This is a genomic window from Ruegeria sp. N8, assembly GCF_056531325.1.
Window position 1 is genome coordinate 18721 of sequence record NZ_JBQFLQ010000015.1, and the last position, 13927, is coordinate 32647.

Annotated in this window: 10 protein-coding genes; all 10 read left to right on the top strand. The window is 52.5% G+C overall.

Annotated elements, in window-relative coordinates:
• Nucleotides 1-17 precede the first annotated feature (17 nt).
• Nucleotides 18-2372 carry an EcoAI/FtnUII family type I restriction enzme subunit R gene (gene hsdR / locus ACR0C5_RS18555; RefSeq protein WP_480878346.1) on the top strand — a complete coding sequence of 785 codons (2355 nt, stop codon included), beginning with the start codon at nt 18-20 and terminating at the stop codon, nt 2370-2372.
• Nucleotides 2372-3850 (top strand): type I restriction-modification system subunit M, encoded by a 1479-nt coding sequence (locus ACR0C5_RS18560; protein ID WP_480878348.1) that lies wholly within the window; start codon nt 2372-2374, stop codon nt 3848-3850. The genes hsdR and ACR0C5_RS18560 overlap by 1 nt, the downstream gene beginning before the upstream one ends.
• Nucleotides 3847-5610, top strand: coding sequence for a restriction endonuclease subunit S (locus tag ACR0C5_RS18565; RefSeq protein ID WP_480878350.1), 1764 nt, complete (start codon nt 3847-3849; stop codon nt 5608-5610). Before ACR0C5_RS18560 ends, ACR0C5_RS18565 begins: the two co-directional genes overlap by 4 nt.
• Before the next feature lie 64 nt (nt 5611-5674).
• Entirely contained in the window at nt 5675-6436 is a 762-nt protein-coding gene (locus ACR0C5_RS18570) for a hypothetical protein (protein ID WP_480878352.1), read from the top strand.
• A gap of 12 nt (nt 6437-6448) precedes the next feature.
• Nucleotides 6449-8377: an ATP-dependent nuclease gene (locus tag ACR0C5_RS18575; RefSeq protein WP_480878355.1), complete on the top strand. Its 1929-nt coding sequence runs from the start codon at nt 6449-6451 to the stop codon at nt 8375-8377.
• A 31-nt stretch (nt 8378-8408) separates the two neighbouring features.
• On the top strand, nt 8409-9755 hold the full coding sequence (locus ACR0C5_RS18580) for a phospholipase D family protein (RefSeq protein ID WP_480878357.1): 1347 nt from the start codon (nt 8409-8411) through the stop codon (nt 9753-9755).
• A 681-nt stretch (nt 9756-10436) separates the two neighbouring features.
• Nucleotides 10437-10826 (top strand): hypothetical protein, encoded by a 390-nt coding sequence (locus ACR0C5_RS18585; RefSeq protein ID WP_480504781.1) that lies wholly within the window; start codon nt 10437-10439, stop codon nt 10824-10826.
• Nucleotides 10826-12004, top strand: coding sequence for an AAA family ATPase (locus tag ACR0C5_RS18590; RefSeq protein ID WP_480878359.1), 1179 nt, complete (start codon nt 10826-10828; stop codon nt 12002-12004). The genes ACR0C5_RS18585 and ACR0C5_RS18590 overlap by 1 nt, the downstream gene beginning before the upstream one ends.
• Nucleotides 12005-12399: 395 nt before the next feature.
• Nucleotides 12400-12603 carry an HGGxSTG domain-containing protein gene (locus ACR0C5_RS18595; protein ID WP_272871086.1) on the top strand — a complete coding sequence of 68 codons (204 nt, stop codon included), beginning with the start codon at nt 12400-12402 and terminating at the stop codon, nt 12601-12603.
• Between the two features lie 531 nt (nt 12604-13134).
• The gene (locus ACR0C5_RS18600) at nt 13135-13926 is read left to right on the top strand and encodes an inositol monophosphatase family protein (protein WP_170774147.1); all 792 of its coding nucleotides are present in this window, start codon (nt 13135-13137) and stop codon (nt 13924-13926) included.
• Nucleotide 13927: the final 1 nt, after the last annotated feature.

Here is a 13927-nt window from a genome sequence, read left to right on the forward strand (position 1 = left end):
TTGGAGAAAATTGAAACGTGTCCTTGTCGCCTGAAGAAAAGAAGAAGCTAAGCGAGTCGGACATTTGTGATTTGTACATTACCCCGGCTCTCAAGAAGGCGGGATGGGATCCTTTTACCCAGATCCGACGAGAGGTTACGCTAACTCCTGGACCCATAATTGTTCGCGGGAACATGTCCTCACGCAACAAGAAGAAGAAGAAGTTCGCCGACTATGTCTTGTCTTGGGAGCCATCCTTGCCGGTGGCCGTTTTAGAGGCGAAAGACAATAATCATTCGATCGGTCAGGGAATGCAGCAGGCTCTCGGCTATGCCGATATCATGAAGATTCCGACCGCATTCAGCTCAAATGGCGACGGGTTCGAACAGCACAACAAGAGCCCTGCGCATGGTGAAAGTATTGAGACTACGCTAGAACTAGGCCAGTTTCCGGGCCCAAAAACCCTTTGGGACCGATATCGATCATTTCGTGGAATTGAAGATGATGAGCAAGAACTGCTCATGGAACCTTACCACGACGACGGTTCCGGAAAAGAGCCACGATATTACCAGGCCGAAGCGATAAACCGGACAATCGAGGCGATCGCAAAAGGGGAAAGGCGTGTCCTCCTCGTCATGGCGACAGGAACGGGAAAGACCTACACCACGTTTCAGATTATCTGGCGGCTTTGGAAAGCTGGGGCCGCCAAACGAATTTTGTTCCTAGCGGACAGGAACATCTTGGTCGATCAAACGCTCGTCAACGATTTCAAACCGTTTGGCTCCGTCATGACCAAAATTGGCAATCGCAAGATTGACCCCTCATACGAAATCCACTTGGGTCTTTACCAATCGCTCACGGGACGAGATGAGATCGACAAGGCATTCAAAACGGTATCACCAGATTTCTTCGATCTTGTCGTGGTCGATGAATGTCATAGGGGCAGCGCTTCTGAGAACTCAGAATGGCGAGAGATTCTGGCGTACTTCAACGGCGCAATACAAATCGGTCTGACAGCCACGCCAAAGGAAACGAAAGACGTTTCAAGCAGCACCTATTTTGGAGAGCCAGTCTACACATACAGCCTCAAAGAGGGCATCGAAGATGGTTTTCTTGCACCCTACAAGGTAGTGAAGATTGATATCGACAAAGACGTTGAGGGGTGGACTCCGCCGCACGGCGCGATCGACGATTTGGGTAACCCGCTTGAAGTCCGCCAATACAACCAAAAGGATATGGATCGTATCCTAGTCCTGAACCAGCGGACCAAGCTGGTTGCGTCACGCGTTATGCAGCTGCTTAACGCCACTGACCCATTCAGCAAGACCATCATCTTCTGTGAAGATATCGACCATGCGGAACGGATGCGTAAGGCGATTGTCAACGCAGCTGGGCAGCTTGCAATCGACCACCCTCAGTACGTTCGCCGCATCACTGGAGACACGAAGGAAGATGGCAAAGCGGACCTAGACAACTTCATTGATCCCGAAAGCAAATTTCCGGTGATCGCCACAACCTCTGAGATGTTGACAACTGGCGTCGACGCGAAAACATGCAAGCTGATCGTTCTTGATAAGACGATTACTTCGATGACGACGTTTAAACAAATTATTGGGCGTGGGACCCGTGTCGATGAAGAGCACGGCAAATGGTACTTCACGATTATGGATTTCAAGAAAGCGACAGAGCTCTTCAATGATCCAGAATTTGATGGTGAAGCGGTCGTAATATACGAGCCAGATGACGACGATCCACCTGAGCCCCCCGATCCACCAGAAGACACGGATGATGATGGGAGCGACGAGTCAGACATACCCGGCTCGACCAAGCTAGTCGTTAGTGGCGTCGAAGTGGAGATCGTCGCTGAACGCGTCAGCTTCATTGGCCCTGATGGTACTTTGATCACAGAGTCCTACAAGGATTTTGCCCGAAAGCAGATATTGACTGAATTTGCCTCGCTCGACGACTTCATCCGCAAGTGGAATGACACTGACAAAAAGGCTGCGATCATCCAGGAACTGGAAGAGCATGGTATCCTAATCGAAAATCTCGCTGAAGAGGTCGGCAAGGACTTCGGCGACTTCGATCTGCTTTGTCACATAGCCTATGATCAGCCCCCGCTGACGCGCGCAGAACGCGCGAACAACGTCAAAAAACGTAACTACTTCACCAAGTACGGGGATCAGGCCAAAATGGTTCTCTCTGCGCTTCTGGACAAGTATGCGGATGAAGGCGTGAGAACCATCGAGGACGCCACCGTCTTGCGTCTCGAACCCTTCGATGAAATAGGAACACCTGTCGAAATCATCCGCGATGTCTTCGGCGGTAAAGAACAATATGAACAAGCCATAAGAGAGCTTGAACAACAAATCTACAAACAGGCGGGCGGCTAATGGGAGACCTGACGAGTATCATCAAAGCAATCCAGGACATAATGCGGAAGGATGTGGGTGTTGATGGTGATGCGCAGCGCATTGGTCAGATGGTATGGATGTTTTTTCTCAAGATCCTCGATGATCGCGAGCAGGAACTTGAACTCATTGATGACGACTTCGTATCGGCTTTACCCGATCACCTGCGCTGGCGGAATTGGGCAGGAAAACGCGAGGGCTTAACAGGCGAAGGGCTTTTCGATTTTGTCCAAGACACTCTGTTTCCCAAACTGAAAGCCCCTGTGCAAGTTCAGGGTCCGCAGCGCCAACAAGCGCTGATCATCCAGCGCGTGTTTGAGAACGCCTACAACTACATGAAGTCAGGCACGCTTCTCCGTCAGGTCATTAACAAGATCAACGAGATCGACTTCAACAACCGCGAAGATTGGCACACTTTCGGCAGCATCTATGAGCAAATCCTGCGCGACCTACAGAGCGCTGGCAACGCTGGAGAATTCTACACACCGCGTGCTGTGACGCGCTTTATCGTCAATCGTGTCGATCCAAAGCTCGATGAAATCGTGTTTGACCCTGCTTGTGGAACCGGCGGCTTTTTGACCTGCACCATCGATCATAAGAAAGAGAGATACGCTAAAACCAACGTTCAACGTAAGCTGCTTGCCGAGACCATAAGGGGCGTTGAAAAGAAGCCGCTGCCGTACATGCTTTGCATGACCAACATGATCCTCCACGGGATCGATACGCCATCAAGCATTCGGCTTGATAACACGCTCGCCAAGCCCTACCGCGACTATGGCGACAAAGACCGCGTTCACTGCATCATCACCAACCCTCCCTTTGGCGGGATCGAGGAAGACGGGATCGAGCAGAACTTCCCGTCGGGTTTGCGCACCCGCGAGACGGCCGATCTGTTCATCGCTGTAATCATCAAGCTGCTCAAGAAGCATGGCCGCGCCGCTGTCGTTCTGCCGGACGGCTTTCTCTTTGGCGAAGGCACCAAGACGCGGCTGAAAGAAATGCTGCTCTACGAGTGCAACCTGCACACCATCGTCCGTCTGCCCAATGGCGTCTTCAACCCCTACACGGGCATCAAAACCAACATCTTGTTCTTCACTAAAGGCGAGCCAACGACCGATGTCTGGTTCTATGAACACCCCTATCCGGAGGGCGTGAAGAACTACAACAAGTCCAAACCTATGCGGTTTGAGGAGTTCCAACCCGAGATCGACTGGTGGGGGGATGAAGCCGATGGGTTCAAGGCACGCAAAGAATCCAGGCAGGCGTGGAAGCGTAGCGTTGAGTACTTCGAACAACGTGGTTTCAATTTAGACGACAAGAACCCTTTTGAAGAGGCGAAGAAAGATCTGAATCCCGATCACCTTCTTGAAGAGTATCAGGCCGCGCAGGACGACATCCAAAATCTTCGCGATCAGTTAAAGGCCATCTTGGCAGATGCCCTGAACGGTACCCGAACATGACGGATGCGAACCAGCTCATAACAGAGCATCTGGATATCTGGACAGCAGCAACCGTGAAGAAATCCAGCGCAGGGCGTGGGGCTGGCGGTTCAGTCAGTTTGTACGGTGTCAAAAAACTGCGCTCCCTAATTCTCGAACTCGCAGTGCGGGGCAAACTGGTCCAACAGGATGAGCAGGAAGGTGCGGCCGAAAAGCTTCTTAGAGACTTGGGTCGGGGCAAGGCAGAATTGGTTGCAAAGGGCGAAATCAAGAAGCCGCGCCAGATCGAACATAGGAAAACACAAGAGCGCCATTCGTTGCCAAGTAGCTGGCTGTGGGTTCATCTGGACCAAGTGGGGGCTGTTGTAGGCGGAGGCACGCCGAAAGCGAGTGACCCTAAAAGCTTCAAGGAACCTGGCGACGGATTTCCTTGGCTGACACCTGCCGATCTAAGCGGGCACACCGAGATCTACATTGAAAGGGGTAGTCGAGACCTTAGCGAAATCGGACTTGCCAAGTCTTCGGCGACGCGGATGCCTGCGAATACAGTTCTCTTTACCAGTCGTGCCCCCATCGGATATGTCGCCATTTCAGCTTGCCCAATGGCAACGAACCAAGGCTTTAAGTCTGTGGTTCCTTTTCATATTGAAATGTCCAGGTACATTGCTCTGGTCTTACGTTGTTTCGCTCCTGAGATCGATGCTGCTGCACCAGGTACCACCTTTAAGGAAGTCTCTGGAAAGATCGTGGCTGGGCTTTCATTTCCTCTGCCACCACTCGCCGAACAAAAACGTATCGTGGCCAAAGTGGATGAGCTGATGGCGCTGTGTGATGCGTTAGAGCGGCAGGCCGAGGACAGCCTCAAGGCGCACCAAACCCTCGTCGAAACCTGCCTCGCCACCCTCACAAACAGCCAATCCCCAGAAGACCTCACCCAAAATTGGACCCGCATCGAAACCCACTTTGACACTCTCTTCACGACCGAGGAGAGTATAAAAGCGCTTGAAGAAGTAATTATCCAGTTAGGAGTATCTGGCCTAATGGGAACAGGAAATCCCGCCGACGAGGCCGCAGATAGCATCCTAAAGGAAATCGGTAGGCGGAATCCCAAGTCCAAGAATGGAAAGCGATCTGGGCTAAGAGGGCAAGTGTCGTTGAACCAATCTAACGGGTTAAATGGTGAGCTGCCCAAAGGTTGGGAACTCGTGGAGTTTTCCGAGCTTATCGAACCAAGTAAGCCAATTTCTTATGGAGTGTTGGTGCCTGGCAAAGACACCGATGGGGGGGTGCCATTCGTAAGGATCGCTGATCTTTCTATCTATAGTCCGGCAGAGCTCCCTGACAAATCCATCTCGCAAAAAGTAGACGATCAATATGCTCGCACTCGGCTAGAAGGTGGAGAGATACTGATGGGCGTCGTGGGGAGCATTGGAAAGCTCGGAGTCGCACCGAAAAGCTGGCGCGGAGCGAACATAGCGCGTGCGGTTTGTCGGATAGTTCCTGCGCAGGAGCTTTCGAAGAATTTTGTTCTCCTTCTGCTGAGGAGCAGAATGATGCAGGAACGTTTTCGTGGTGACACTCGTGTCTTGGCTCAACCGACTTTGAACATCGGCTTGATACGGTCTGCGCCAACGCCGTTGCCGCCGTTGGCCGAGCAACATCGAATTGTCGAGCGAGTTGAAGAGCTGCTCAAAGTCAGCGCCAGACTGCGCTCATTGATCGAAACTTCCCAATCAACCTCTTTGATTCTTGCAGACACACTTACCTCAAAAATTCATTGATAAAACATGCGCTTAAAATCTATTGAACCACGTAGCCCGAAAACTCCTTGCGAACGAGCCCTTTATGCCGTGGCCTGACTTCACCGAACTGACCTTCGGCTTCGCTTTCCTGCGCGAGCTGGAACAAAACTACGTGCTTGGTGGCAAATTTCCAAAAGCACCGGATTTCATCAGCCAAGGTGCCGAGGCGACGAAAGGCTATGATGTCGAGGTTACCCTCGATGGATCGACTCCGGTCTTTATCCAGCTGAAGCGCTCTTACGTTCTGGTACGCAATAGCGCACGCGAGATACAGGACGGTCTTTACGCGGCCCCGAAGGTTTACCGCATGAGCCTGCATAAAAATGGCAAATACCGCCAACACAAGGCCCTACAAGGGCTCGAAGCGCTCGGCAATGCTGTGTTTTATGTGACCAGCCAGGTCCATACGCCCAAGGAATTCTCAGACGCCTACAGCGCCGGAATGGTCATTTCTCAGGCTTCGGCAATGTTCGCGCCTAGTGAGATAGTTTTGCCAGACGATACCAAGGATCATCACGTCAGCTTCAAGCCCAACGACGGGTTCGGGTACGTCTACTCCCGAGAGCCACATCCGTTTGAGCGAAAGTTCCAGAGCTTTGATGGCTGGCTTCCGTCTGTAGGGCAACGCGCGCGTAGTGCGAAGGAGAACCGACAAATGCTTGAAGAGACGGTTGAGTTCTTGAAGAAGAAACGAAGGCCTCGAGATCCGGTTTTGCAAATGATCCGCGAGCAACCGCTTGAAGCCCAAGCCGCGATCCTCGCTTATTTCATCCTTGATGCTCAATTGACTTTCGTGAAGATCTGAAGATTTACCACCATGCGCCTGAAACATGTTTCGATCAAAGAATACAAAAACCTAAAAGACCTTGAGGTCGATTTTGCCGGTGACGGTTTTCTCGATGTTTTTGTCGGCAAGAACGGCTCCGGCAAGTCCAACTTCCTCGAGGCGCTTCTCGAGATTTTCAACCATCTCTATGAATTTGACCCAAACGAGCCCGGGCCGGGTTTCGAGTATCGGCTGATCATCGAAGTCCGTGGGGGCGAACACGTCTACCATTGGTCGGAAGGCAAACTTCGGGATGGTGAAGGCAATAATACCACTCCAAATGAAGTTGCGCTGCCGGATCATGTGATCACCTATTATTCCGGCCAGAACGGAACGATGGACGCGCTTGGCAAAGACTATGTTGATCGGTTCTTGCGTAAGATCAGAACCGCGAGTTTCGGTGACCGTCGCAAGATCGTTCAGATCGGACCCGACTACAAAGAACTCCTGTTGGCGGTGCTTCTGTTGCAGCGAGAAGAATGCACGGCGCGTCAGTATCTGCTTCAAAAGCTCAGGATCGACGCTGTGGGAGACGAGCTGCGGCTCGTATTCAAACGCCCACGGTATGCGAGTGGAAGCAAGCCTGAACGCTTCGACGTTGACACGGACGACCAAACAGCCGGGCGTTTTTGGCGAGCTGAAGGCCCAACGAGAGAATTTTTGGAAAGACTTTGGTCCTGTAGAAGCGACGGCCCGGCAGGTGGAGCGGTCAGGGCCGAAGGGTACTTAAGCGATGACGACGAGCATATCGTCTACTTGAACGTTGCCAAATTCCAGCATGAGTTCGCAGAAGATAGCGCGGAACAGCGCTTTCACATGTTCGACAACTTATTGCTGATCGACATGCTCAAGGAAGTGTCGTGCTCACTTCAAATGGAGGATGGGATCAGCGGGGGGATCAGTCACTTCAGCGATGGTCAGTTCCAGTCGATATACATCCTGGCGGTGACAGAACTCTTCAAGAATTCGGATTGTGTGACACTTCTGGACGAGCCAGATGCCTTTCTGCATCCCGAGTGGCAGTATGAGTTTTTGCAGCAGGTTTTAGCGGTTTCTTATGAAGCGGCTCAGACCAATCATGTTCTCATGAGCAGCCACAGCGCTTCAACGATAGCGTCTCGCGTGCAGAGCCGAATTCGTCAGTTCGACATTGCGACAGGGTCAGTGCAGCTCAAAGAACCGGCGAAAGCTGCCGCTATTGATGCCCTGTCCTGCGGGATGATTTCATTCTCTGACGCGGATGCAAAGATTAGCATTTCAGACAACTTAAAAGACTATGACGGTTCGGTTCTCTTCACGGAAGGCCTTACAGATCAGATCATTCTTGAGAAAGCGTGGCAAAAGCTCAATCCTGGTATCACGCAACCTTTTGCAATTCAGGCCACGTTTGGGTGCGATTTCCTAAGGCGTTTGCTGCTTGATGAAAAGTTTTGCTCGGAAAACTCCGAACGGCATCTCTTTGGCCTGTTCGACTTCGATGAAGCCTTTAAACAATGGAATATCAAATCAAATTTTTCGCGACATCTGCAGGAAGACGTGACCTTAGGCTTAGTGAGACAAAAGCTGGCCAATGATCAGGCCACCCCTCTTAACGTCTATTTCATGCTGCTTCCTATTCCTGACCCCCACCCGCTAAGAGATCAGGTTGTAAACCCCGCTACGGGCCACCACTATTACGCCGAGTCCAGGTTCAGCATTGAGATGATGTTCAATGGCCTTGAAGGTACAGACGAGTTCTTCGTACCTGACAGCAAGCGTCCAAGGTCGCAGTGCTTGAAGTTTTCAGATCGCCAAAAAAACCGTTTCGCAACAGAGATAGTTCCGGAACTCCCCGAGGTGGCTTTTGAGCCATTCCGGCCAATTTTCGACTTTGTGCTTTCTAAAATCGAGAACCGCGAAGAAGTGGCTGAAGAGGCATAACTTACTATAAAAAAGCGTTAATGAGGCAAACATGCAATTGATATTGGGCGGCATCAACGGAAACTATTTGACCAACATCACGCTGAACGCAGCCGCCGAAACACAAGAAGTTTTGGCTGCAGTTGCTTATGCGACGGAAATGGACCTGCTTTTCGACTGGTGTTGGAACAACGGCATACCACTCAAGTATTATGGTCGACTAGACGAAGGAGTGGCCGTCAAACCCTCTGTCATTTCTAATTTTCTTTCGCGCCGATCCGCGCGGTTCCAATGCCGCCTTGTCCAGCATCACCACGCGAAGGTTATCTGGTGGCGCGGATATGGCCTATACATTGGCTCTGCTAATCTGACCGCTAGCGCTTGGTATAAGAACGTCGAGGCTGGCTGCTTCTTTCCGGAAGCGGAAATCACTGACGACATGGCAGGAGATATCCTCGACCTTATCGACGTGCTCGATCACAATTCAACCCCGCTGACGGACGAGTTGCTCGCAGTTATGCAGAAACGCGCAAAACAGATTACACGTACAGAGCCTTCTGCCGAAGAGTTCTGGAACAGCCCAAGCTTCAACAAATGGTCCGGGCTCGTTCAGACCGGAAAGAAAAAGGCGACTGACCGTCGACGCGAGGCGTTTCTTGAGGAATGGCACTCGACTCTTCAACAGCTCCGAGACATCGGAAACTTGGTGAGCAAGCCAGAAAACAGACCCACCTGGGTTGACGCCAATGCCCCTGCAGGTGCCCAAGGCGACCAGTTTCTCCACGCACATTACTACCAGCGCACCTTCGATGGGCGCAGAGCTCTCTACGCCGACCATTTCGAACAAAACAAGAAGAACCCCGATTCTGCCTTAGCTGATGCCATCAATTGGTGGCGCAGCCTGCCCAAAGCCCCGTCCGAAGAGGACGTAATGTTGAATGCCACAGCGCCTAAATTGCGAGAGGCACTCACCGCTGAAGCCATAGACATGATGGACTATGAGGGTTTTCGCGAGATCTGCATGGGCGTCCATTCTATTAAGGACTACGCTCGACGCGTGGCCAACAAGGCCGTTGGTCTCCGAGAGGATGGGACGAAGTACACGATACCTGATAAGGTCGATGCGCTTTCAAAGCGGATATGGGTAGACAAGTCAGCAGGCGGCAACGACGTGAAACAGCTTCTTAAGTTCATCCTACTTGGCGGCCCCGAGGGGCAGTTGCCGGAGCGGTTCTGGACAGCCGTTCATGACCCAAAATGGAAAATCGAAGGTCTCGGCATCAGCGCGTTAGGTGAACTCGTCGGCTGGGCACTTCCGGATCGCTTCCCACCGCGGAATGGGAGAACGTCGAAATCTCTCAAATCTCTAGGTTATGACGTGACGGTTCACGTTGGCTAACCTTAGTCACAACGGCTCATCCAAGGACTCATACATTTTCAAATGACTGCTTTGCCTCAACTGCGTTGCGGTGTTGGGTTGCGTCATCAACGGCTGGTTTGGGCAATATGCGCAATCAAAGAAAGCATATGACGCCCAAAGAAATTGTTTGCTGTGTCCGAAATTCAAACTCCACAAATTCCAGCCGAATTCGTTTTGCAACTTATCCACAAGTGCCAAGAGGGAACTCTTGGGTTTGAATTCTGATCTTGGGAATTGCCCAGCGGCACAACAACTGCAGTAACATGCCTGCAGGGCGGAAAATCTGTCAGCTGTCACCCAAATTGTCACCCAAAGGCGAAAACGCACTTCGGCGCAAGCGCGTCAATTCTAGTAAATACATGTTTTCATTTAATTTTAATGGTGCCCGGGGGCGGAATCGAACCACCGACACGAGGATTTTCAATCCGGCGCTAATTCTAGCAAATCAAACACTTACAAAACCGGGGTGCGTCAAACCCCCGACGAAACATCAAAGACTTACCGCGAAAGTGTCAAACCGGCTGAAGCCGAACTGACAAACGAAAACCCCGGCGCGACGGCAATCGCAACCGGGGTTAAAGACGTTATGGAAGGCGTCTGTTCTTACAGTGAACATATCGCGGCTTTCCCCATATTGGCAATGCATTGGGGGGTGCTGCTGTGAATATTTCGACGCAAATCCCCGACAATATCAAACGTGTTTGCCGCTCGATCGGATACGCCGCTTGGCTGGATGGCACTGACGCATGGTTCGGCCTTACGGTAATCCTGCGAGCACGTCTGGATGCGCGGCAGCGCGTGGCCCTGGCATTCGTGGCTCTCAAGGCTCTGGACCGTGACGACGCGGTAAATGCGGCTGAGGCGTCGCTAGGCACTGGTGCGGGACGGCCCCCTGCCCCGTTCTTTAACTTCATGGATGAGGCAGCGTTCTGGGCGGATTATGCCGACCCGGAAGAACTATACGCTTATTGCCTTGCCAGCTTTAAGCGCATGAAACCCGCGCGGCAGGCAGCATTCCTTGAACATGTGCAAAGGAGGCAAGCGGCGTGATGCGTGATTTTGCTGACATGGCGTTGAAACTGGATGCACACGGCGCCGAGTTTCCCAATGAACGGTCGGATCGTTTGCCTACAGAGTTCGTCTGGCGCGACCCTTCCACTATTCCGCCCCGTCCTTGGCTCTACGGGCAACACCTGATCCGCAAACAGATATCGGTGACGGTCGCACCCGGCGGCGTCGGGAAATCGTCTTTGACGATCTGCGAAGGGCTGGCAATGGCCTCCAGCCGCGACCTACTGGGTGATTGGACCGCATCAGACCTAAATGTCTGGATATACAACCTGGAAGACACCCGAGACGAGATGAACCGGCGCATCATCGCGGCCATGCAACATCACAACGTCGCCTCCGAGGAAATCTCAGGGCGTCTATTTGTGGACACGGGCCGGGAACGCGAACTCAGTACCGCCATTCAAACTCGTGAAGGCGTCCAGATCGTCAAGCCGGAAATGGAGGCCTTAGCCCAAGAGATCGAAGCGCGCGAAATCGATGTTCTGATTATCGACCCGTTCGTGTCGTCGCATCAGGTGGGCGAGAACGACAACGGCGCAATCGACCTTGTGGCAAAGGAATGGGCGCGGCTGGCAGACCGTTGCAATTGTGCAATCGAACTTGTGCACCACACTCGCAAAACCAACGGTGAAGAAGCAACAACCGAAAGTGGGCGAGGTGCAACCGCGCTTTTGGCAGCGGCGCGTTCCGGTCGGGTGCTTAACAAGATGACAGAGAGCATGAAGGCTGAAGCGGGTGTGAAAGAGGACCCGTCTACCTACTTTGCAGTGACCCGCGACAAGGCAAACCTTGCCCCCACTGCTGGTCGTGTCTGGCGGCGCTTAGCTTCAGTCCACTTGTCAAACGGTGACAGCGTAGGCGTAGTCGAAGTCTGGAATTGGCCCGGTACCTTTGATGGAATTTCATTGGCCGACCTTCTTGCTGTGCAGAAAGCTCTGGATGGAAAAGGACTACGGTATTCAGACCAGGCTCGTGAGGACTGGGCAGGCCTGACTATTGCGGAAGTCTTGGCACTTGATGCCTGTTCAGACCGCATACGCATCAAAAAAATGATCGAGGCATGGTTGAAATCTGGTGCCTTGAAGAAGGTCAAATTGTTGGATGCAAAACGTATGGAACGCCCGTGTTTGGAGGTAGGTGAATGGGCAAACACATAAGTGCGACACCCACCCCGAAAGCGGAGGTGTGGTGGGGTGTGGCAAACATGCAGAAAACAGTCGCCACACCACCGCCCCCCTAAAGGGGGCGGGCGGTGGTGTGGCGTGCCGCACCTCCATTGAGCGAGATACGGTGCAGTACTCAATGATATTTGTGAGAACCGAACACCAAACACTACGCGCATCATGGGGTTTGCCGAGTATGTTAACAATTGTTGGGGTTTTTGATGGGGCGACCGACAAAGCTAGAAGTTGAGTTACGCTCGCTCTTTCAAAGCGATCCCATTGATTGGCGTGAAATTCGGTCACGTTGGCGACCATGCCCAGCAGAGGCGCACAAGCATCCAGACTATCGTAGGGATTGCTCACAGTGCCACGGCGTAAATTGCAAACGGATGGCTGAGCTGGGCTTGAATGATGCCAGGGAACCCTTGCCTAAGACAGAGCGCCCAACATGCGGCGCTAGGACCCGAGCCGGTGGCCAATGCCAAGCCCGGGTAGTACCTGGAAAACGGCGTTGCAGGTTGCATGGCGGCCTCAGCACCGGCCCAAAGGGGAAGCGAAAAGCTAGAGCCAAAGTTGAAACAGAGGATGACTAAAGGGAGGCGGTGCAATACCTCCGTTGCACTGCCGGTGGAGCACGCAATCCGTACCCATCAGATTCCACAACATCGCTCACAATGGCGATGCCCCACGAGGCATCACCCAGACTGCGAAGAGAAGCGTGACCCGGATGAGCGACAGTGATCCGATACAATGAAAGAAAACGAGCTTGACCCAAACGCCCAATTAGAGAAGCGGACATTTCAGATCTGCGGTTCGAATAGAGAGCCGAACTTTGTTGCGCGCACAGACCAAATTGAACGCCGGCAAGTAAGCCGACATTCAAAGGGTAGGTGTCTCAGGATCTTAGCTGCGCTAACGCAAGTCGGTTCTACATCCAATCCAAACAGAAATTAGAGAACTATCGATCGGGAGATTCATCGCGGAGAAGATTGTAGACTCTAGTAACTCAAGGTTTATAGAGCCAATATTGGCACCTGAAGCAAGCGAGAAGACTATGTGGTTGCCTAGTCTTCGCTTGGCCTACAGTGTTGTTGGCAAACACTCCCACCGAAAAAGGAGCACCTATGTCTCGACTTTCAGGACGCAGAGACTTTGCCACCGAAGTCTGCGAGGAGGCTGGGCTACTTGCCAAAAAGTTCTTTGCAGATCGGGTCAATCTTATAGTTGATCAAAAAGGCGCTCAGGACTGGGTGAGCGAGGCGGACAAGAACGTCGAGACTTTCATTCGTCAAAGGATAGCGGAGGCGTGGCCCAACGATGGCGTATACGGTGAAGAGCATGGCGCGGTAGCGGGAGAGAGTGGCTTTGACTGGGTTATTGATCCAATTGATGGGACCACGAATTTCGTGAACGGTATTCCTGCATGGACCATTGTTCTGGCTGGTGTCACCGAGGGCCAAACGGAAATTGGTGTGATCCACGATCCAAACTTGGATGAAACTTTTGTCGCAACTCGCGGAGAAAGTGCGACACTTAACGGATCACCGATAAGCGTCGCGTTAGGAGTGCCGTTGCAAGATGGAACAGTGGCTGTGGGATACTCGAACCGGATTGAGAGCCATCATGTCTTACCTGTTATCGAGGATCTGATCGAGCACGGGGCGATGTTTCACAGAAACGCCAGCGGAGCGCTTTCATTGGCTTACGTCGCTGCCGGGCGCCTTTTGGGTTACGTGGAGGAGCACATGAATGCATGGGATTGTCTGGCTGGGCAATTGCTGGTCTCGGAAGCGGGCGGCGTTGTCGAGGATCAGGACGCCGATGAGATGATCCGAGACGGCGGGCGCGTGATCGTGGGGACACCAGATGTGTTCGAGACGTTGCGTGAGATCGCAGAGAACGCTTGGAACGCTTAGC

What these genes read in the sequence shown, in the direction of transcription:
- ACR0C5_RS18560 (WP_480878348.1), top strand. Translation starts at nt 2,372, where the DNA reads ATGGGAGACCTGACGAGTATCATCAAAGCAATCCAGGACATAATGCGG.
- ACR0C5_RS18590 (WP_480878359.1), top strand. Translation starts at nt 10,826, where the DNA reads ATGCGTGATTTTGCTGACATGGCGTTGAAACTGGATGCACACGGCGCC.
- ACR0C5_RS18580 (WP_480878357.1), top strand. Translation starts at nt 8,409, where the DNA reads ATGCAATTGATATTGGGCGGCATCAACGGAAACTATTTGACCAACATC.
- ACR0C5_RS18600 (WP_170774147.1), top strand. Translation starts at nt 13,135, where the DNA reads ATGTCTCGACTTTCAGGACGCAGAGACTTTGCCACCGAAGTCTGCGAG.
- ACR0C5_RS18565 (WP_480878350.1), top strand. Translation starts at nt 3,847, where the DNA reads ATGACGGATGCGAACCAGCTCATAACAGAGCATCTGGATATCTGGACA.
- ACR0C5_RS18575 (WP_480878355.1), top strand. Translation starts at nt 6,449, where the DNA reads ATGCGCCTGAAACATGTTTCGATCAAAGAATACAAAAACCTAAAAGAC.
- ACR0C5_RS18595 (WP_272871086.1), top strand. Translation starts at nt 12,400, where the DNA reads ATGGCTGAGCTGGGCTTGAATGATGCCAGGGAACCCTTGCCTAAGACA.
- ACR0C5_RS18570 (WP_480878352.1), top strand. Translation starts at nt 5,675, where the DNA reads ATGCCGTGGCCTGACTTCACCGAACTGACCTTCGGCTTCGCTTTCCTG.